Source organism: Streptococcus parauberis NCFD 2020 (assembly GCF_000187935.1).
Classification (GTDB): Bacteria; Bacillota; Bacilli; order Lactobacillales; family Streptococcaceae; genus Streptococcus; species Streptococcus parauberis.
In genome coordinates this window covers 457,998-479,573 of record NZ_AEUT02000001.1, presented here as the reverse complement: position 1 = coordinate 479,573, position 21,576 = coordinate 457,998, and the positions used below count along the sequence as shown (strand labels likewise).

The window sequence follows — 21,576 nt, the reverse complement described above, 5'->3', positions numbered from 1 at the left end:
AAGGGAATTTGCATGACTAACCTAGAAATTGAATATAAAACACTGTTAACAAAGGATGAATATAATCGTTTGTTAGCAAAAATGTCGCACATTCAGCCTGTGACACAAACTAATTACTATATTGATACCCCTAATTTTGATTTAAAGAAACATAAAATGTCCTTGAGGATTCGAACTCTAGCTGATAAGGCTGAAATGACCCTTAAAGTCCCTGAAGAAGTTGGCAACCGTGAATATAATGTAAGTTTATCTAATAAACAAGCTAAATTTTTAATTAAGGATTTTTCCTTAATAGTTTCACCAATTAAAGAAATAATCGATGCTCTAGATATTGAGCAAGACCAATTAGCTTGTTTTGGTCACCTTACAACAGTTCGTCGTGAAACAGACACATCAATTGGTAAAATTGCTCTAGATTACAACCAATATGCTAACATTAAGGATTATGAGTTAGAGCTTGAAGTTGACCAAGCTGAAAAAGGTCAACAAGACTTTAATCAGTACTTAAATGATAATCAGATTTCTTTTAAATTTGCCAAAAGTAAAGTTGCACGATTTAGCAAAACTCTAAAAGACGAAAATTAATAGCTAAAAGACTGATTTTTTTCTCATTTTTTGATAGAATTAAAGTGTTGAAATTAATCTAGAATAGAATCAAAAATTTGACTACTATTCCTCATAAAATAAGGAGCACAATCTCTAATGACTGAACGATATGCTGATAAGCAAATCAAATTATTTTCACTAACTTCAAATCTTCCAATTGCGGAAAAGATTGCTGAAGCGGCTGGTATTCCTTTAGGAAAACTTTCATCACGTCAATTTTCTGATGGTGAAATTATGATTAACATTGAAGAAACTGTACGAGGAGATGATATTTATATTATCCAATCAACAAGTTTCCCAGTTAATGATAACCTTTGGGAACTTTTAATTATGATTGATGCATGTAAACGTGCCTCTGCTAATACTGTCAATGTTGTATTACCATATTTTGGCTATTCTCGACAAGACCGTATTGCAAGTTCACGTGAACCAATTACAGCAAAGCTTGTTGCTAATATGTTAACAAAAGCTGGAATTGATCGTGTTTTAACGCTTGACTTACACGCAGTTCAAGTTCAAGGGTTCTTCGATATTCCTGTAGATAACTTATTTACAATTCCACTATTTGCCAAAGAATATTGTAAACAAGGTTTATCAGGTAACGATGTTGTTGTTGTTAGTCCAAAAAATTCAGGTATTAAGCGAGCTCGCTCATTAGCTGAATATCTAGATTCCCCAATTGCTATTATTGACTATGCACAAGACGATTCTGAACGTGAACAAGGATTTATCATTGGTGATGTTGAAGGCAAAAAGGCCATTTTGATTGATGATATTTTAAACACAGGTAAAACTTTTGCGGAAGCTGCAAAAATTTTAGAACGTGGTGGAGCAACAGAAATATATGCTGTTTCAAGTCATGGACTTTTTGCTGGCGGAGCTGCTGATGTTTTAGAGGCTGCACCAATTAAAGAAATCCTTATAACTGATTCTGTTAAAACAAAAAATCGTATCCCAAATAATGTTAAGTACATTTCTTCAAGTCGATTAATTGCAGATGCTATCATTAGAATTCATGAAAAAAAACCACTAAGCCCACTATTTGCTTTTGACTCAACTAAATAAAAAATAAAATGAAAAATAAACTAATCTATTTTGACAATGCAGCGACAACTGCACTAAGTAATTCAGTAATTGCTGCCATGACTTCGGTCATGGCTTCTAATTTTGGTAACCCATCTAGCATTCACTCTTTTGGCAGACTGGCCAATAAGACTTTAAGGGAATGTCGTCAAGAGATTGCCAATTTACTCGATGTTCCAAGTCGTCAATTAATTTATACCTCAGGTGGTACTGAAAGTAATAACACGGCGATTAAAGGCTATGCATTAGCTCACCAAGATAAAGGTAAGCATATTATCACTACTGCCATTGAACATCATTCTGTTCTTCATACCATGGACTATCTTGAAAAGCGTTTTGGCTTTGAGATTACGTACCTAGAAGCAAAAGATGGGATTATCTCACTAGATGAATTTCAAAAAGCTCTGCGTCCAGACACTATTTTAGTTAGCATGATGTCAGCTAATAATGAAACTGGTGATCTTCTCCCAATTGCTGAAGTTGGTGACATCCTCAAAGATCACCAAGCCGTTTTTCATGTTGATGCTGTTCAAACCATGGGAAAAGTGCAACTATTCCCAAAAAATCTTGGAATTAATATGATGTCGGCTTCTGCCCATAAATTCCATGGACCAAAAGGAGTTGGTTTCCTTTATCAAGATGATGTTCTTTTTGATCCACTTCTACATGGCGGTGATCAGGAAGAAAAGAGACGCTCAAGTACTGAAAATTTAATTGGAATCGTTGGAATGACAAAAGCTCTTACTGATGCTTATCAAATGATGTCTGAAAATTATCAGCATGTTGAGCAACTTAAGGAACATCTTTTGGAACAATTGCAGGGCACTGCTTTTTATCTTAATAAGGGCAACAAATCCTTACCACATGTCATTAATCTGGGCTTTCCCGGACAAGTTAATGCCTTGCTATTAACCCGCCTAGATCTGTCAGGAGTAGCAGTCTCAACTGGCTCTGCTTGTACTGCAGGAACGGTGGAACCAAGTCACGTTTTGGAAAGTTATTATGGGAAAGATGCTCATCAACTAATTGAATCACTTAGGATCAGTTTTTCAGACCAAAACACCATTGAGGAAGTTGATTTTCTAGTAGATGAAATAAAAAAAATAATAGGAGAATAGAATGGCTTTTGAAAAAGAAATTGCCTTAAAGGATTGCAAATATACTTATATCATCAGTCCAAAAGTAAAGAAATATACATTGCGTGATACAACTTTTAGTGAAACTAAAATTGGCCACTATGAATTAACTCGACTGTTAGAGGAAGTTCCAAATTCCGGTGAAGGTTTTCCTTTAAAAATCACAATCAATAAAGATTTAAGCTCTTTTAAATTAACTATCACAGACAAATCTGCTCTTCGTTTGGTCAACATCTTTAAGTCAGAAGATAACAAAATTATTCAAGATAAATTTTACTTTTTAATGGATAGTTTGGTAGAACGAGATATTTTTATCAAACAAGAAAATTAAGATTCTATAAGGAGAAATTAATGATTAAAGTCAGTTTTTTTAATGAAAGTAAACAAGAAAAAACAGTTTTATTTTCAGATTTTAAGGAATTTGAACGGGCTCAAGTCTCTTGTGATATTTCAACCCCTGATTACCATCCAGTTATTTCTGTAACTGTAGACGGACAAGAATTAAATTATCAGGGAACTTATGGAGACCTTTATTTTTATCTGCTTAAACGAAATGAAAAATAATAGTTTCACCAATTTTGATTTAACATGTCAAAATTGGTTTTTTTATACATATTTTATAAAATTTTTTAATTTTTACTGTATTTCAAATTTTAACGTTGCAATTTTCACAAAGTATTTGTTACAATAGTAACAGAATTATATCAGTCTATTATATTAAAGGAGCTACTACCGTGGTTATCGACAAATCTATTCCAAAAGCGACTGCAAAACGCTTATCCCTCTACTACCGAATATTTAAAAGATTTCATGCTGATCTAGTTGAAAAGGCGAGTTCAAAACAAATTGCAGATGCTATGGGTATCGACTCAGCAACTGTTCGTCGTGATTTCTCATATTTTGGTGAATTAGGCCGTCGTGGATTTGGCTATGATGTTACAAAATTAATGAACTTCTTCGCCGACCTACTTAATGACCACTCAACGACAAATGTCATCATTGTAGGGGTAGGTAATATCGGTCGGGCTTTACTACACTACCGTTTCCATGATCGCAATAAAATGCAAATTGCCATGGGCTTTGATACTGATGATAATCCAATTGTTGGAACATCAACTTCAGATGGTATTCCTATTTATGGTATTTCATCAATTAAAGAGCAGCTTAAAAACACAGAGATTGAAACTGCAATCCTAACTGTTCAAAGTGATCATGCACAAGAGGTTGCGGACCAACTTATTGCTTCAGGAATAAGAGGTATTCTTTGCTTCTCTCCAGTTCACTTAAATGTTCCTAAAGGAATTATTGTACAGTATGTGGACCTAACTAGTGAATTACAAACTTTACTTTACTTTATGAATCAAAACGATACATTATAGGAGTAAGTAAGACTAAGCCAATTATTGGCATTTCTGCCAATCAACGACTAAATACTGCTTTAGATGACCTGCCTTGGACCTATGCCTATGCAGGTTTTTTTGATGCAGTAATTAAATCAGACGCCATTCCACTACTTCTCCCTATTGGTGATGAGGAATTTGCTCAACGCTATGTCTCCCTTATAGACAAAATTATCTTAATAGGTGGTCAAAATGTAGATCCTTCTTTTTACAAAGAAGAAAAAAATGCCTTCAATGATGATTTCTTATATGAAAGAGATATCTATGAAATTGCCTTAATCAAAGAAGCTTTGAAGCAAGGTAAACCAATTTTTGGAATCTGTCGTGGCATGCAATTAATGAATGTTATCCTTGGTGGCACACTTAATCAAAATATACTAAATCATTGGCAAAATGGACCATCCGATTCTCAATACCACGAAATGGTAACTAAAAAGCACTCTTTTTTACAGGATATTTATTGTGAAAAAGCTTTGATTAATTCATTTCATCACCAAAGTATTAAAGAACTTGGTAGAGGTCTGGAGATCATTGCTATCAGACCCGAGACATAATACTGTAGAGGCTGTTATTTCAAGCAATCCAAAACTTAATTTCATTGGTGTTCAATGGCATCCTGAGCTACTTCAACAAAAATCAGATACTGATGTTCAGTTATTTAGTTATTTTATTAATACTTATTAATACTTATTAAAAAATTTGTGTATTTTCTCTGAAACTATAATATGTTTTCTTTCCAACGATGATGTGATCCAAACAGGTTATTCCAATTTGGTCGCATGATTGTTTTATTTTTTCAGTGAAATGAAAATCATTTTCACTTGGGTTCGTTAATCCAGAAGGATGATTATGGACAACAATTAAACTAGTTGCCATATTTTTACAGGCATAATGTAAGATTTCTCGAGGTTCTGCTATTGAGCGTTTCACACTCCCAATAAAGATGGTTTTTTCCTCAATTATCCGATTTTGGGTATCTAAATAAATAGTCATTAAGTGCTCTTGTTTTTTCTCTCCAAGCAGTCTAATCATCCGTTGAGCAACTTGATGGGATGACAAAAGTTGTCCTTCAATCTTTTCTTCACTTGCTTGAATCCGATTAGCTAATTCGATCATCGCTTTTATCTCAATTGATTTGACCTTTCCAATTCCTGCCAACTGTTGTAGTTCTTGCAAAGATAACTTTTTAAAGTCAGATAGTTTATCTAATCCAGAAAGGATATGGGCAGATAATTCCATTACTGGTTTTTCTTTATTCCCAGTTCGCAATAGAATAGCTAATAATTCCTGATTACTTAGCATTTCAGCCCCTAGGCTGACAAGTCTTTCTCTTGGCATTAGTGATTCTTGTTCAATTTTAATGTTGTACATATATTTTCTCCTTCTATCAAATTATTCGAAAAAAAAACAGATTTCCTTAAGAAACCTGTTTTTTTTGAATAGCTTGTTTTTTTTCAACATTGTCCCGAATCATCTGATAGAAGGTTGCTGCTAAAGGAACAGCTACAACCATCCCAATAATTCCTTTTAATGATGCGCCAATTGTAATTGCTAACAATACCCACATCCCTGGAAGTTTGATAGAGCCACCAACTACACGTGGATAAATCAGATTACCTTCAAATTGTTGTAATACGACTAAGAAAACAACAAAAATAATAGCTTGAGTCATAGATTGCGTCATAATTAATATAAATCCAATAACTAACCCAATATAAGCACCTACAACTGGAATTAATGCTGTAAAAGCAACTAAGACACCAATAGTTGCCGCAAAAGGAATTTGCAAGATAAACATACCAAGTGCAGTTAAACTGCCTAAAATTATTGCTTCAATACTTTGTCCAACGAAGAAACCATGAAAGCGACTGTGAAGTAAGCCAACAAAATAATGAATCCGTTGTGCATAAATACCAGTGTATGTATCCACTAGTAAATTACCTTGACGGCATAATTGTTCTTTATTGGCCAAAACATAAAGTGAAAATACAAAACTGACAAATAAACTAATAACTGCTGATGCAATCATTGTTACTGAAGTTAAGATATTTGTAAACACTGATAATAATTGTTGTAGTAATTGGTGACTGTAGTTTGAAATTGTTTTTGTTATTTCAGAAACACCTCCAGCATATTTAATGGCTTTTGCAATCAATTGATTGTGACTTAAGTCATGAACCACTGTTTTAATAGATGCTGTGTCAAATTGAAGCATCAATGATAAACTAGCAATTAAATCTGGAATAACAATAGAAATAATCCAAGTTAAAAGTGTAAAGAAGGTTAAGTAAGCTAGAATCATTGAGATTGCCCTTTTTAAGCTAGCATATTTTTCTCCTTTTATCAGTCTACCTAAACCAGTTTCATAGGTGCTCATCACAATATTGACGACATAAGCTAAGGCTGCTCCATACAGGAAAGGTAAGCTAGTTCGATAAATGGTTTCTATTACATTTGAGCCCATCTCCCAATTTGATTTTATAGCATAACAGATTACAAATAGTAGGACTAAATTTAAGACCTGTTTTTTTTCAAATTTCATCATTACTCCTTTCCTATCATTATACACTATTTCTCTATATTAACTCGACAATTGGATTAAAAAGAAGCCGAATAATCGACTTCCAGTATTTTAAAAAGACTAAGGACAATTTGTTAATCTAAATCAGTACCTTGACTTGCAATAACTTTTTTATACCAATCAAATGATTTTTTCTTAGTACGCTTTAAAGTTCCGTTTCCGTCATTGTCACGATCTACATAAATAAAGCCATAACGTTTTTTCATTTCACCTGTACCTGCTGAAACTAAGTCAATACAACCCCAAGTTGTATAGCCCCATAACTCAACGCCATCGATATTAATAGCATCATTCATGGTTTGAATATGTTGACGAAGATAGTCAATACGGTAGTCATCTTCAACATCACCATTTTCATCAGGCGTATCAATAGCACCGAGTCCATTTTCAACTACAAACAGTGGTTTTTGATAACGATCCCAAATGGCATTCATTGTAATACGAAGTCCAAGTGGGTCAATCTGCCATCCCCATTCAGAAGAATCTAAGTAAGGATTTTTAATTGAAGCAAAGATATTTCCTTGTGTTTCCTCATTTACCTTTGGATCTCCTGAAGCAACACGACTTGAATAATAAGAGAATGAAATGAAGTCAACTGTATGTTCTTTTAACAAAGCTAAATCATCTTCAGTCATCTCAATATTCAAATTATCACGTTCAAATTTCTTCAAAGCATAATTTGGATAATAACCACGCGCCTGAACATCGATAAAGAAGTAATTTTCACGATCTTCTTTCATACCAGCCCAGTAATCTTTTGGATCACAAGTATTTGGGTAATATTGCCCAGCAGCTAACATACATCCGACCTTATTGTCAGGATCTACTTCATGAGCAATCTTAGTTGCTAAGGCTGACGCCACCAATTCATTATGGGCAGCTTGAAATTTTACTTCTTCCTTATTTTCGCCTTCTTCAAAACAAATACCTGCTCCCATAAATGGTGCATGAAGAATCATATTAATTTCGTTGAAAGTCAACCAGTATTTAACAAGACCTTTATAACGGTTAAAAATAACATGGCATAGGTTTCCGTAGAAATCAATCATCTTACGGTTACGCCATCCACCATATTCTTCAATTAAGTGCATTGGACAATCAAAGTGAGTGATTGTTACAAGCGGTTCAATACCATATTTACGGCACTCTTTAAAAACATTTTCATAGAATTCTAAACCTTTTTCATTTGGTTCAGTTTCATCACCATTAGGAAAAATACGTGACCAGCCAATTGACATACGGTACGTTTTAAAGCCCATTTCAGCAAATAAAGCTATATCTTCTTTGTAATGATGGTAGAAATCAATTGATTCTTTTGCTGGGTAAAAATAGCCATCTTCAAAGTCAAACATTTTTCTTTCACCAGCAATAATTGGGAAACGATCTTCACCAATTGGAACTAGGTCAACGTTAGCTAAACCACGTCCATCGACATCGTAAGCACCTTCACATTGATTGGCAGCTGTTGCACCTCCCCAAAGAAATTCTTTAGGAAATTTTGCTTGATTTGACATATTCTCTCCTTTTAAAATAAACTGGCCTAAGCCATAAAGACAACTAGTAAAGTATAAACCACTAGTGTGACAATAAGTGATAACGAAATAAAGGTTGCTGAAAAGAGTTCATCTTTTACAGACTTAAAGGCTGGCATAATAATTGCTGGCATGGCAAATCCTGTAGGACACATGAAATATAATAAAACAGCAATCTTAAATTCCTTGTTTTCCATTAGTACTGGAAATAGTAAGAAGAATCCAGCAATAATTAAACTATAGATAGCAACTCGAACCAATAAGAGTTTCCCAATTGACTTAAAAGTCTCTGGGTCAAATTGTAAGTCATATCCTAAAATAAAGAGTATAGTCCCAACAATTGGAGAGGTTGCTTTTTCAATTATGCCAAAGTAAGCATCTCCAAAGGGAGCATGACTAATTAACTGATTAAGATGAAAAGCGTTAGCTACTAAGCCAAGACCAATTGCAATTAAAAACGGATGGGTTATTGTAGAGATTGCTAATTCTTTTAGCGAAGCATTCGATGCACTTGCTTTGGATACCAAGATTGGTATAACCAAGAATGCTGTGGCTGCGCCAGCTAAGTCAAATATAACCGTATTACTGGAAACGCCGACGATGGACAAATATAAAGGCAAGGCAACACTTCCGCCTTCAACGGTCGGTAATAAGAAATGTGCAAAGTGTGCATGTGACTCCCCAATAAATCCTTTGAGCAGTTTTCCTAGGACCATTGCCAATTGAAATGCAATAAATATGTAGAGTAAAATTGGAAAAGTAGATGCTTTGATTTCCGCTGACATGATGAGATGAAAAATCAGAATCGGAAACAGGATGGTGAAAATTAAGGCATTAGCTCCTGCCTTTTGATCTGCTGTTAACCACTGCTTATGTCTGGCTAAGTAGCCGAGAGTAAGCATGAAGAAAACAGGTGCTAATGTATTAAATGCTTGCATAAATGTTAAATTCTCCCTTTAATTATTTCTTTGGTAGACATACTCCTGGTCATATGGGTTATAAACTGATTGGACTTGGAAGTCTTTTCCATCATATGTAAACTCGAGTATGGAACAATTTGACATGCGTTTGTCTAAAGTTGGTGGCTGGATTGTTTTGTGACGATAAAATTGTGTAATCGACGCACCATGGCTGACCAATAAGTTAATGTCTGCTTCATCAGAATGGTCTAAAACCTCACGTATTGTTTTATCCATTCGTTCATAGACTTGAATATTTGATTCTCCCCCATAGGCTACAAAATAATCTCGATAGCCAGACCCGTCTTCTTTATGTAAATGCGGATTGAGGTATTCTTGATGACCTTCAAATGTTCCAAAATTCCATTCTTTCAACCCTTTTAAACGGATTAAATCTGTTCGACCACTAGCAATTTCGGCAGTGTCACAAGCTCGTTCTTGTGGTGAAGAATAAACGTGTGTAAAGCTAAGACAAAGTTCTTCAAAGTGTTCTTTGGCATTTTTAGCTTGTTCGACACCTAAATCTGTTAAGGGAGAATCACATGCTCCCTGAATACGACCTTGTACATTAAACAAAGTTTGACCATGACGCATTAAATAAAATCGTTTTAACAATCTAATTCTCCTTTTTATCAAAATAGAAAATTTTAAAATCCTGATCTGATTGGATAATCCGTTTAAATCTTAACTCATTATTCTCAAACTCGAATTCACAAATGGCACAATTCCCAATTCTATAACGGTGAGGGAATGGAATCATTAATTCTAAACTAAGTGCCCACATAGCACCACCATGGGTTACCATAAGCACTTTTTCTGCAGTTGACTGGACTAAAGTATCTATAATTGTTTCTTTGACGCGTTTTCCAACAGTATCTGCTGATTCACCACCATAAGGAACTAATAAGTCTTCAAAGGAATCAGCATCCGGATTTGATTTTGGCAAAAGCATTTCTGGTTGCGCTTCGAATGAACCAAAGTTCCACTCCTTCAACCCTTTTAATTGGACCACTGTTTGTTCAGATACTAATCTTGCTGTATCTGTCGCCCTCTCTTGAGTCGAAGAATAAACTTCGTCAAATGAGATATTATTCTTTAAAAAATAATCTTTGACTTGCAAAGCTTGTTGAATTCCTAATTCAGTCAAAGGAGAGTCACATGCCCCTTGAACTCTATCTTGGACATTAAACAATGTTTGACCATGCCTCATTAAATATAGCTTTTTTGTCATTTAATACCTTACCCTTCATATCTTCAAAAAATTTGTTCCTTCTTAAAGAACAAATTTTTCAACTAACTTACAGTATATTTCTTGCTTGGTTAGCAATGACATCTTTATACCAATAGAATGAATCCTTCTTATAACGATCAAATGAGCCATTTCCTTGGTCGTCAGCATCGACATAGACAAAACCATAACGCTTAGACATTTCTGAAGTTGAAGCAGAAATTAAATCGATACAACCCCACATAGTATAGCCCATTAGTTCAACACCATCTTCAATGGCTTCATACATTTGTTCAATATGTTTTTGTAGGTAATCAATCCGATATGCATCGTGTACACTTCCATCTTCTTCAAGCTTATCTATGGCACCTAATCCATTTTCAACAATGAAGAGTGGAATTTGATAACGGTCATAAAGTTTATTTAAGGTTACGCGTAATCCAACAGGATCAATTTGCCAGCCCCAATCAGATGCTTCCAAGTAAGGGTTTGCTTCTCCAAGAATCAAATTACCACCGGTTTTTTGTTCATAAGTTTGGTTTTTAGGACTACGAGTGATTGAACTCATATAGTAAGAAAAACTCATAAATTCAACTGGATATTTTTCTAGAATTTCTTTATCGCCTTCTTCAATAATTAAGTTAATATTGTTTTCCTTGAAGAATCGTGTCATATAAGTTGGATATTTGCCACGAATTTGCACATCTGCAAAAAAGAGATTTTCATGATCTTTTTTGATTGCTTCCATTACATCATCTGGATGGCAAGTTGCAGGATATGATTCCATACGTGCAAGCATCATTCCAACTTTATTATTTGAGTCAATCTCATGAGCTCGTTTCGTTGCTAAGCTTGATGCAATAAATTGATGGTGAACAGCTTGGTACATTTCTTCTAAATCAAGTTTACCATCTTCAAATAATAAACCACCTGAAAGGTATCCAGTCATTCCAAGAATATTAATTTCATTGAAAGTCAACCAGTATTTTACTTTACCTTTATATCGATCAAAGACAGTTTCTGCATAATGAACGAAGAAATCAACAATTTTACGGTTTTTCCACCCACCATATTCTGTAACTAAGTGAATTGGAAATTCATAATGTGATAGAGTAACCAATGGTTCAATCCCATTCTTGTTTAACTCATCAAAGACTGCATCATAAAAAGCTAGTCCTTCTTCATTTGGTACTGTTTCATCACCTTTTGGGAAAATACGAGACCAAGCAATTGACATACGGTATGTTTTAAAGCCCATTTCGGCCATTAAAGCAATATCTTCTTTATAATGATGGTAAAAATCTGAACCCCAACGTTTTGGGTACAAACCTTCTTTATCATTTAAAGCAAAATCCAATTTTTCACGATTCATTGGTGTTAAAAATTCACTACCCATTGATTTACGATCTTTTGGATCAACAGCTCTAGAAGTATCTGAAGTTGCCGGACCACGACCACCTTCGTTCCATGCACCCTCAATTTGATTAGCAGCTGTCGCACCACCCCATAAAAAATCTTTCGGAAATTCTCTAGCCATTTTCGAAATCCTCCTTAGTATTATGATAATATTATCATGAATTAATACTGATTTCCTATAACATCCTCTGGATATATGATACTATCCTCCTACCTCTAGATAGATAAAAAAACTGAGCAGAGCTCAGTTTTTCCTTTATGTATTAAAGTCAGAATCCTCTTCTGCACTCACTTGCACCAAAAAGGTCTCAAGAATTTGCAAAACTCCTTCTTCATGATGATGAGGGGCAATAAATTTGGCAGCATCTTTGACAGATTGCGGAGCATTCTCCATTGCATAAGAATATTTAGCTAATTTCAACATCTCAATGTCATTACCACCGTCTCCAAAGGCCATTATCTCATCACTACTAATATCATATTTATCCATTAATAATTGAAGACCCCACGCCTTATGAATGCCAGTTTGAATCACATCGACCGCACCAAAACCACTGGTTACAGCAGTTAGGTCACCAGGAAAATTATCATTAAAATCTGCAATTACTGCATCGCAAATTTCCTCAGGTAACATCATAGTAATCTTTAAGACTTGATGTTTATCAATTTCTGAAAAATCATCAACTTGTTTAATTTTCAAGAAAAATTGATGAAACTCTTCAGGGTCAATTGCCATAGCTGTTGGTAATTTTGCATTCTTTTGCATATAAGACTTATCTTTAGAAGATACCATTACAGCATACCGGTCAAGAAAGTCTTTATAGTAATCTAAAAAAAGAGTCACATCTTTAGCATTTATTTTATGACGTTTTAAATTTTCACCCTTAAAAATAACATGTGCACCATTTTCGGCAACAAAATCCAAGCGATCTGTTAAGCCCTTGAAAATCAAATTTAATCGATCCATATTATTACCACTAGCTACGACAAATTTAATATCACGTTCATCAAGTTGCTTTAAAATTGTTTCAAATTTTTGACGATTATAGGTACCCTTATCATTCAAGAAAGTACCATCCATGTCTGAGGCAATTAATTTGATTGTCATAAAAATACTTTTCCCTTTTTTGCTTCAATTATACATATTCTAATAAGATTTGTGAAATTTTTTGATAACCTAAAAGATTTAAATGAAGACCATCTTTGGTAAAATCATCTGCTAAACCACTACCACCAGCTTTCAGAATAGTAGCTAAATCAATAAACTCAATTCCTGGTATGGTTTGTAAATCAGCATTTAAGGAATCAATTACCTGATTTGTTCGCACCTTAACCGTATTTTGATATTTTATATCTTCTGATACAGGTAAAACTGACATCAAACAAACCTTAATATAGGGATTTTCAGAGTGGATTTCGGTTAATATATCTAAAATATTTTCTTTAATTTCTGGATTTGATTTTCCAAGACCAATGTCATTAGTCCCAATTAAGATAAAGACCTTTTCAGGCTCTAGTGCCAAGACTTGCTCATGTAAGTGCTCTTGTAACCAAGTACTATCCGTCCCTGCAATACCTCTATTAATGATTGGTACATCTCGCCCTAAATATTTTTTTAATGGAAAAAATTCAATGATTGAATCACCAACAAAAACAATACCTGCGCGAGCCATAGTCTTGTTTAATTCTATGTAGCTGTCTAAGCGGTCTTCTTGGTAGGCTAATAGTTCATTAGAAACTGTTTCAAGCATAATATCCCCCTTTGATATATCTAGTATATCAAAATTAGAGATGGTCAGCACAGCAATTCTAAATGTAAACGTTATCCTAAATCTTGTCCATTTGAGGCAATAACTTTTTTATACCAGTGGAAGCTATCCTTTGGTGTACGGTCAAATGTCCCCTTACCTTGGTCATCTTTGTCGACATAAATGAATCCGTAACGTTTACGCATTTCACCTGTCCCGGCAGAGACGATATCAATACATCCCCAAGTTGTATAAGCAATTAAATCAACACCGTTTGCAATAGCATCTGACATGGCTTTAACGTGAGATCTATGATAGTCAATACGGTAATCATCATGGATGCTTCCGTCCTCTTCTACTGTATCAAAGGCTCCAAGTCCATTTTCAACGACCATCATTGGCAAATCATAACGGTCATACATTTTTTCAAGGTAATACTGCAATCCCGTTGGATCTTGTGCCCATCCCCAATCAGAATATTCAAGATATGGATTACGGACACCGGCAGAGAAGTTACCTTCCACTTTATCTGTTACTTCATGTGTTGTCACGTTGTTAGACATATAATATGAGAAAGTGTAGAAATCGACTTTCCCTCTTTCAAGTAATTCAAGATCGCCTTCTTCCATTTTGATTTCTACATTATGTTCTTGCCATAAACGTTTTGTGTATGTGCCATATTTACCTTTTGCTTGAACGTCGCCACAGTAGTAAATACTTTGTTGCCACTTATGTTCAGTTGCTAAGATATCCGCAGGATCACATGTTGCTGGATAAAATGTAATACCACAAATCATATTCCCAATCATATAATCTGGGTTAATTTTATGCCCGATCTCCACGGCTTTTGCAGAGGCAACAAATTGATGATGTAAATGTTGATAAGCATCTTGATATTCTTCATCTTTAGCAGAATCGCCAAACATGTCAAGGAACATAACCGTATTGTTGATTTCGTTGAAAGTTAACCAATATTTAACGAGACCATTGTATTCCTTAAAGATAGTTTCAGCATACTTTGCATAAAAATCAACTAAAGCACGATTGGTCCAACCACCAAAATCTTCTTCCAAGGCAAGTGGTGTGTCAAAATGCCAAATTGAAACCAATGGCTCAATATTATATTTACGACACTCTTCAAAAACACCACGATAAAAATCTAAACCATCTTGATTAGGTTCACTATCATTACCATTTGGGAAAATACGTGACCAGGCAATTGATAATCTAAAGATACTGTAGCCCATTTCAGCAAAAAGCTTGATATCTTCTTTATAACGGTGATAAAAATCAACAGCTTCATGATTAGGATAGTAATGATCTTCTAAAACAGCAAATTTAGCACCATCAGGCAATTTAGCTGTATGACCCATTGATGGCAATTCCCCTGGATTACCATCTTTATCAATGTAAGTTGCCAAACGTGATTGGGTTGAAGATCCACCAGTCGTAACGTCAGTTTGAACTAACCCACGTCCGCCTTCTTTATAAGCACCTTCAGCTTGATTTGCGGCAATAGCTCCGCCCCACAAAAAGTTTTCTGGAAATTGTGTTGTTGTCATTAGAAATTCCTACTTTCTTAGTAATGCTTGTAGTATACTTGTTTATTGGTAATATATCCACGCATATCCTATGAAATACTAATACTATCCCATGAGCAAAGCCATCCATAATTTATTTTCTAACAAAAAAAACACTAGGACGGAGATTAAGTGCCCAGTGCATTTTGATTTAATTATTATATTATCTTCCAAAAACTATCTGTAAGATAAAAATAATTTTAAGTCTTATTTTATGTCATCATAAGGAGCCAACTTTTCATGACATAAATTAAGTATATGAAAGTTCAGGCGACAGAGCTAACACTATTATTTTAATTTCTGATACTATCCTATTTACTATTCACAATTATAAAAATTTCTTTTATATTATTATTAAAATATTTTATAGTTTCACATATTTTTTTCAAATTGGTATAGTCCAAGTCAGCTATCAGTATGCTAATTTTTGTCATTGGTTGTTTTTTATATTAAAAATTGACTAAACATAAGTTTTTTGTATTATTTTAAAAACAAACTGTTATAATATTATTATACGAATATACAAGGAAGTGGCCAAACTGTGTTAGTATCCAAATTACCAATTAACCAATATTATGAACAAAAGAAACATTTATTACCTTATCGCTATTTTCATACTAGAGTAAAAAATGGTCGACCGGATATTCTTTTTCATTGGCATCCTGAGCTAGAGGTCTCATATATTTATGAAGGAACAGCTCGATACCATATTGATTACGATTTCTTCAATAGTCAAGAAGGGGATATTATTTTAGTGCGCCCAAATGGCATGCATTCGATTCATCCAATTAATAAAGAAAAACATATCATGGATACTTTTCAATTTCACTTAGATATGATTGGTCTATCAAATGTTGATCAAGTCAGCCTACACTACTTACAACCTTTACAGAACAGTGTCTATAAGTTTGTCCATTGCATCAAGCCAAACATGCCTGGTTATACAGAAATAAAGAAAACTTTATTTGATATCTTTCAATTGGCTAAAGTAGAGAGTCGACATTTTGAAATATTATTAAAGTCTAAATTACATGAATTTATCTATTTACTATACTTCCATCGCTATGTTGTTAGAAAAACAACTGATGATACTTATCGTAAAAATGAAAAAATTCGTCAATTAATTGACTACATCAATAACAATTATCACCAGAATTTAACAATCGACTTTTTGGCGGACTTTATTGGTTATAGCAAGACTCACTTTATGACTGTATTTAAGCAACACACTGGCACATCCTGTACAGAGTTCGTCATTCAAGTTAGGTTAAGCAAAGCTTGTGAACTGTTAGTTAATTCGACTAATTCAATCTTGGAAATAGCTAATGAAGTGGGCTTTAATAATCTCTCAAACTTTAACCGCCAATTCAAAAGTTATTACCTTTTAACCCCAAGTCAATACCGAAAAAAATTTAGTAAACCTAAAGAAAGTCGCACACTGATAAATCCACCAAAAATCAAAAAATAACTTCTACAAAAAGTAGAAGTTATTTTTTGATTATTTATTGTATAAACTATCAATTGGATTACTAAACCAACGACCATTTAAGACATTTTTATTTAAGTCCTCTTTTTGTTCTTGTGTTAAAGTATTATCATTTTTCATTTTTAACAAAATATCATCCGCGGTTTCTTGATCTTTTGTTGCTATGATTTTTGATTTTGACTTGTCAGCATCAATTGATAATACTTGATTATCACTAGTAAAATCATCCCACTTTGGTAATTTAGCTTGATTAGGATCTCCATTTTCAATAAAACTTTTTAAATATAATTTGAATTGTTTAGACATTTCTTTGGCACCATCATTTTCAAAGGATTCTCCGATAAAGTCCTTATAATTAGATGGTGTTTGTAACATTGGTTCAAAGATACCATGGAACGAACCAAGTGATTGACTTAATTTTGGAGTAACCTCTTTATTATCTCCATAAGCAATTTCAGTCACATAGATTGGAGATTTATACTTGTTAGCCATTTGCTTAGCACTATCAACACCATTTGATAGTCTATATAGTTGACTTCCATATGTTTTACTATAATTAAACTCAGCTAATTTTTCTTGATCCTTAAAAAGATTACCAGACATAAAATCTTCCATAAACGTTTTGTCAAATGCAGCAAACATTGAAAACTCACTGGTTCCTGTAACTAACATTACAGGTACATCATTATATTTACTAGTCTCAAATCCTTCTTTTGGAATGACATAGCCATCCTTATATAAATGAGGAAAGACAGACATACGGATCCCAGCATTTCCCATTAAAGGTGCTAATCGTTCTGCTTTAATGCTATTAAGGTAATCATCTACAGCTTTATCTTTGCTTAAAAGCCATTTTTGAGCAGCTTCAACCGTATCCTTCTTCTTATCCTCAACGGCTAATGGAGCAATTGCTTTTGCAAATATTTCTTGACTGACATCATTGTCAGCAAGTGTCATTCCTCCACTAAAAGAAATAGCTTTATTGTATTTATTTTTAAAAATCGGTGAAATAAGAGTTGCCATTACATCTCGTCCACCTGCTGAAAAACCAGTTAACGTAATATTATCTTTATTTCCTCCGAATGTTTCTGCATTAGCCATTACCCAATCAAGAGCAGCTGCAATATCCAATAAACTATAGTTACCAGAATTTTCTTCTTTAGAACCTGTTTTTAAAGCTTCTAATGGATTGAATCCTAATGCTCCCAGTCTATAATTAACAGAAACGTACACAGCATCAATATCATTGACAATTGTATTTCCCTTAATTTCCTGGCTGGTTCCAGATTGATTATTACCCCCATGAAGATAAACTACGACAGGCAAATCTTTTTTTGAATTATTAGGTCTAACTACGTCTAAATTCAGAGCATCCTCTGAACCTTTAACCTCTCCATTAGAAAACTGAATAGCTGTATCTCCATACTTGCTCACATCCTTTGTCTTTTCCCATTTGTCAGCTTTTTGAGGAGCTTTCCATCTCAACTCACCGACTGGAGATTTAGCATATGGCACACCCAACCATTCAATAACATCATTCTTTTTATCCATATGCCCTTTAATTTTTCCACTAACAATAGTTTTATTAACAGTTGCTTTAAAAGTTTCCGCATGTTCATTCTTACTTGTTGAATCTTGACAGGCAACTAAAATTAAAGTCAAAGCAATTGATGCTATCCCAATGGTAAATTTTTTCACTTCCATTTTATGTAATCGCTTTCTTATTTGTTTTAGAAAATACCTAATAATAATTAGGCATTTTCATTATTTATTATTTAACTGTTGTTAAGAGGTAATCTCCTTTTTTAACAGTTTTTTCTTGGCTTACCAAGACGTCGTCATAGATTGCTGTGTTGGTAATAATAATTGGTGTAATTGTTGGCAGTCCTGCTGCTTTAATTGCTTCAATATCAAATTCAAGTAATTTTTGACCAGCTTGCACTTTTTCACCTTGTTGGACAAAGGTTGTAAAACCATTTCCATCTAGAGAAACTGTATCCATACCTACATGGATAAGAATTTCTGCACCATTATCACTTTGGAAACCAATAGCATGTTTTGTAGCAAATACTAAAGTAACAGTACCATTAGTTGGAGCATAAACAACTCCTTCTTTAGGATTGATTGCAATACCTTTACCCATTGCTCCTGATGCAAATACTTCATCTGGTACTTCAGTTAATGGAACGATTGTACCATTGATTGGGCTCGCAATAATTTCTTGATTAATTTCTTTTAATGGTGCTACTTCTTCAACTGGTGTAGTTACAGGTGCAGCATTGTCAGCTTTTGATCCACCGTATAAGTAAGGAACTGGAACCAACATTTGAATTGCAAAAGAAGCAAAAATAGCTAAGAACATTAAGCCAATACCAATCCACATTGGTGTTAATCCTTGTGTAGGGCTTACCCATGCTGGAAATTGGAAAATTCCCATTGCGCCGAAGGCATACATCTTAATATGGAAAAGAGATAGAATAGCACCGATTACACCTGAAACTATACATGAAATATAGAATGGTGTTTTCATTGGTAATGTTATACCATAAATAGCGGGTTCTGTAACACCAAAAATTGAAGAAATAAAGGCTGGCATAGCAACTGATTTAACTTTTTGCTCTTTTGTTTTTAACATAATTGCTAATAAAACACCAGTTTGTGTAAAGTTAGGAAGAGCTGCACCTAAAAGGATATCAGTCCAATGATTTTGTGTAAATTGTAAAATTGCAAGTGGAACGATAGCCCAATGTAATCCAAACATAACCAATACTTGCCATAATAGTCCAAGTAAGAAACCATATAAAACAGGACTAAAGTTCATTAAACCAGTAAAACCGTTAGAAAGTAGGTCTGATGCAAAGTTTGCGATTGGCCCAACTAATAAGAAAGTAAGAGGAACTGTTACTAAAATAACAACAAATGGTATTACGAAAACTTTAACCACATCTGGTGTAATTTTCTTCATTTGTTTTTCAATCATTGAAGCAACCCATATGGCTAAAATTACAGGCATTACTGTTGATAGGTAGCTACCAGATGATGGTAATAAGAAAGGAATTCCTAAAACAGATGCCACTTTAGCTTTTGCTAAAACTGCTACAGTTCCTGGAAGTGTTGGATAGACTAGCGCTGTTGCAATCGCTGCCGCAGTAAACTCATTCATTCTAAATTTACGTGCAGAGGTAAAAGCAATTAAGATTGGTAGAAACTGGAAGAATCCATCACCAGCTGCTTCAAGAATTGCATAGATTGCACTTGTTTGTGATGACAAATGTAAGGTTGCTGCTAAGATTGCTACGACACCTTTGACGATACCAGCCGCAGCCAATGGACCTAAGAAAGGTTGGAAAATTCCAGAAATCAAGTCAACAAAACGGTCAAATAAATTACCTTTGTCAATATCACCTTCATCAATATCTAAGCTACCACTACCTTGGATACCAGCAACTTTTTGGACATCTTCATAGACATCAGGTACGTGATTCCCAATAACAACCTGATATTGTCCTCCGGCTTTTACAACAGTTACAACACCATCCCGTTGTTTGAGGTAGTCATCGTCTGCTTTACTTTCATCTTTTAAATTAAAACGTAGACGAGTAACACAGTGTTTGAGACCAAGAATATTTTCTTTACCACCAACATGAGCTACTATATCTTTAGCTAGCTCTGTATAATCTTTTTTAGCCATTTGAGGCTCCTTTCTGAAATACATTGGACTAAGACAATAATGGGTATCAGTTGCATTAGTCTAATCGATTTGGATTTTGACAATAGAAAAAACCCAAACAAATACCAAATATATGCCTAGCTAGCACTAGTACATCATATCTCGTATCTATTTAGGTTTTGCCTGCTTACCAGTAACAATCCATTTACTATATTTCATATAATAACAAAAAGCGCTTTCATTTGCAAGTGCTTTTTTAAAATTAATTTAAAAAGCTGAAAATTAATTTTCAGCTAAAGTTTCTAAACGTTGAATATGTATAGTCAAATAGACTTGTTCATCCTTACTCATCGGAAAATCATAGCTTGTCTCAACAAAGGATTTTATCTTCTCCGTACAAGTAAAAGCTTGTGGATAATTCAATTTCACTTGCTCAAAAAGGAAACTGTCATTTGCTCCTTGAACCAAACCATTGATGACACGTTGCGCAAAATACTGAATATGGGTAACAAAACGGTTGTAAGAAACCATATCTGCTTCAGAAATCTTCCCATAATGGAATCTGACAATATCAAGAATATTAGTCACAATTTTAGCAATCTGTTGACCACTTTCAATAGCACCAACATCTTTTTGTGCATTAATAAAATGCAAAGCCAAGGAAGCTACTTCATCTTCTGGTAAATCAATATCCATCATTTCTTTAACAATTGCAATACCATCACGCGCCACTTGAAATTCTTTTGGAAAAAATTTGCGAATTTCCCAGCTCAACGGATTATTAATAATTAATCCATTTTCTAAGCGTTCAAACGTATAATGCAAATGATCAGCCAAAGAAATATACAGTGCCATATCATAAACAGTATCAAGAACTTCTTGTCCATGTTCAATGATAGCTGTCACAGTTTCAATTTCTTTTAAAGACAAGTTTTGATAAACACTTGTTAAATCATTAATCAAACTAGAATCTTGTAATGTAAAACGTTTTTCAACTAAACTATCATCTACTAGGTCCTCCGGCTTCTTTTGAAAACCAAGACCCCTCCCCATGATAATTTCTTCCTCGCCTTTGTCATTGCGAACTTGTACGACATTATTATTAAAAACTTTATCAATGATCACTTATAGAATCTCCAATCTATAATTTC

At 34.1% G+C, this 21,576-nt stretch carries 20 protein-coding genes and 1 pseudogene; 8 read left to right on the top strand and 13 right to left on the bottom strand.

Annotation, left to right across the window (positions count from 1 at the left end):
• Window positions 1–12: 12 nt before the first annotated feature.
• The 7 genes and pseudogenes from SPB_RS02370 (at window position 13) to SPB_RS10985 (ending at window position 4,909) form a co-directional block, all read left to right on the top strand.
• Window positions 13–585, top strand: coding sequence for a CYTH domain-containing protein (locus SPB_RS02370; protein WP_003104780.1), 573 nt, complete (start codon window positions 13–15; stop codon window positions 583–585).
• Between the two features lie 117 nt (window positions 586–702).
• Window positions 703–1,671: a ribose-phosphate diphosphokinase gene (locus tag SPB_RS02365; protein WP_003103411.1), complete on the top strand. Its 969-nt coding sequence runs from the start codon at window positions 703–705 to the stop codon at window positions 1,669–1,671.
• 8 nt (window positions 1,672–1,679) lie between these two features.
• Window positions 1,680–2,807 (top strand): cysteine desulfurase family protein, encoded by a 1,128-nt coding sequence (locus tag SPB_RS02360; RefSeq protein ID WP_003104403.1) that lies wholly within the window; start codon window positions 1,680–1,682, stop codon window positions 2,805–2,807.
• 1 nt (window position 2,808) lies between these two features.
• Window positions 2,809–3,156 carry a DUF1831 domain-containing protein gene (locus tag SPB_RS02355; RefSeq protein WP_003103804.1) on the top strand — a complete coding sequence of 116 codons (348 nt, stop codon included), beginning with the start codon at window positions 2,809–2,811 and terminating at the stop codon, window positions 3,154–3,156.
• Between the two features lie 20 nt (window positions 3,157–3,176).
• Window positions 3,177–3,389 (top strand): DUF4649 family protein, encoded by a 213-nt coding sequence (locus SPB_RS02350; RefSeq protein ID WP_003102643.1) that lies wholly within the window; start codon window positions 3,177–3,179, stop codon window positions 3,387–3,389.
• Between the two features lie 170 nt (window positions 3,390–3,559).
• Window positions 3,560–4,204: a redox-sensing transcriptional repressor Rex gene (locus tag SPB_RS02345; RefSeq protein WP_003105900.1), complete on the top strand. Its 645-nt coding sequence runs from the start codon at window positions 3,560–3,562 to the stop codon at window positions 4,202–4,204.
• Window positions 4,201–4,909 (top strand): annotated as a pseudogene (locus SPB_RS10985) (gamma-glutamyl-gamma-aminobutyrate hydrolase family protein). Before SPB_RS02345 ends, SPB_RS10985 begins: the two are co-directional and overlap by 4 nt.
• A gap of 6 nt (window positions 4,910–4,915) precedes the next feature.
• On the opposite strand, the gene radC reads toward SPB_RS10985, so the two are convergent.
• The 10 genes from radC to SPB_RS02290 all read right to left on the bottom strand — a co-directional run bounded on the left by radC (window position 4,916) and on the right by SPB_RS02290 (window position 15,251).
• Complete coding sequence (radC, locus tag SPB_RS02335) at window positions 4,916–5,596, bottom strand: RadC family protein (protein ID WP_003105348.1); 681 nt, start codon at window positions 5,594–5,596, stop codon at window positions 4,916–4,918.
• Window positions 5,597–5,642: 46 nt separating this feature from the next.
• Window positions 5,643–6,767, bottom strand: coding sequence for an AI-2E family transporter (locus SPB_RS02330; RefSeq protein WP_003104468.1), 1,125 nt, complete (start codon window positions 6,765–6,767; stop codon window positions 5,643–5,645).
• Window positions 6,768–6,880: 113 nt separating this feature from the next.
• Window positions 6,881–8,320 (bottom strand): 6-phospho-beta-glucosidase, encoded by a 1,440-nt coding sequence (locus SPB_RS02325; RefSeq protein ID WP_003105914.1) that lies wholly within the window; start codon window positions 8,318–8,320, stop codon window positions 6,881–6,883.
• 26 nt (window positions 8,321–8,346) lie between these two features.
• The gene (locus SPB_RS02320) at window positions 8,347–9,276 is read right to left on the bottom strand and encodes an AEC family transporter (protein WP_003105211.1); all 930 of its coding nucleotides are present in this window, start codon (window positions 9,274–9,276) and stop codon (window positions 8,347–8,349) included.
• An 18-nt stretch (window positions 9,277–9,294) separates the two neighbouring features.
• Window positions 9,295–9,912 (bottom strand): histidine phosphatase family protein, encoded by a 618-nt coding sequence (locus SPB_RS02315; protein WP_003104859.1) that lies wholly within the window; start codon window positions 9,910–9,912, stop codon window positions 9,295–9,297.
• Window position 9,913: 1 nt separating this feature from the next.
• Entirely contained in the window at window positions 9,914–10,528 is a 615-nt protein-coding gene (locus SPB_RS02310) for a histidine phosphatase family protein (RefSeq protein WP_003106087.1), read from the bottom strand.
• A gap of 67 nt (window positions 10,529–10,595) precedes the next feature.
• Complete coding sequence (locus SPB_RS02305) at window positions 10,596–12,062, bottom strand: glycoside hydrolase family 1 protein (RefSeq protein ID WP_003103308.1); 1,467 nt, start codon at window positions 12,060–12,062, stop codon at window positions 10,596–10,598.
• A gap of 135 nt (window positions 12,063–12,197) precedes the next feature.
• On the bottom strand, window positions 12,198–13,049 hold the full coding sequence (locus tag SPB_RS02300; protein WP_003104375.1) for a Cof-type HAD-IIB family hydrolase: 852 nt from the start codon (window positions 13,047–13,049) through the stop codon (window positions 12,198–12,200).
• Between the two features lie 28 nt (window positions 13,050–13,077).
• Entirely contained in the window at window positions 13,078–13,692 is a 615-nt protein-coding gene (locus tag SPB_RS02295; protein ID WP_003104376.1) for an SGNH/GDSL hydrolase family protein, read from the bottom strand.
• A 71-nt stretch (window positions 13,693–13,763) separates the two neighbouring features.
• Entirely contained in the window at window positions 13,764–15,251 is a 1,488-nt protein-coding gene (locus SPB_RS02290; RefSeq protein ID WP_003105623.1) for a family 1 glycosylhydrolase, read from the bottom strand.
• A 559-nt stretch (window positions 15,252–15,810) separates the two neighbouring features.
• Here SPB_RS02290 and SPB_RS02285 point away from each other — a divergent pair.
• A complete protein-coding gene (locus tag SPB_RS02285) occupies window positions 15,811–16,737 on the top strand; it encodes an AraC family transcriptional regulator (protein ID WP_003102850.1) in 927 nt (308 codons plus the stop codon).
• A 30-nt stretch (window positions 16,738–16,767) separates the two neighbouring features.
• On the opposite strand, the gene SPB_RS02280 is transcribed toward SPB_RS02285, so the two are convergent.
• The 3 genes from SPB_RS02280 to licT all read right to left on the bottom strand — a co-directional run bounded on the left by SPB_RS02280 (window position 16,768) and on the right by licT (window position 21,550).
• Window positions 16,768–18,459, bottom strand: a complete 1,692-nt coding sequence (locus SPB_RS02280; protein ID WP_003103691.1) for a carboxylesterase family protein — start codon at window positions 18,457–18,459, stop codon at window positions 16,768–16,770.
• 67 nt (window positions 18,460–18,526) lie between these two features.
• Window positions 18,527–20,446, bottom strand: coding sequence for a beta-glucoside-specific PTS transporter subunit IIABC (locus tag SPB_RS02275; protein ID WP_003102809.1), 1,920 nt, complete (start codon window positions 20,444–20,446; stop codon window positions 18,527–18,529).
• Between the two features lie 261 nt (window positions 20,447–20,707).
• On the bottom strand, window positions 20,708–21,550 hold the full coding sequence (gene licT / locus SPB_RS02270) for a BglG family transcription antiterminator LicT (protein WP_003103489.1): 843 nt from the start codon (window positions 21,548–21,550) through the stop codon (window positions 20,708–20,710).
• Window positions 21,551–21,576: the final 26 nt, after the last annotated feature.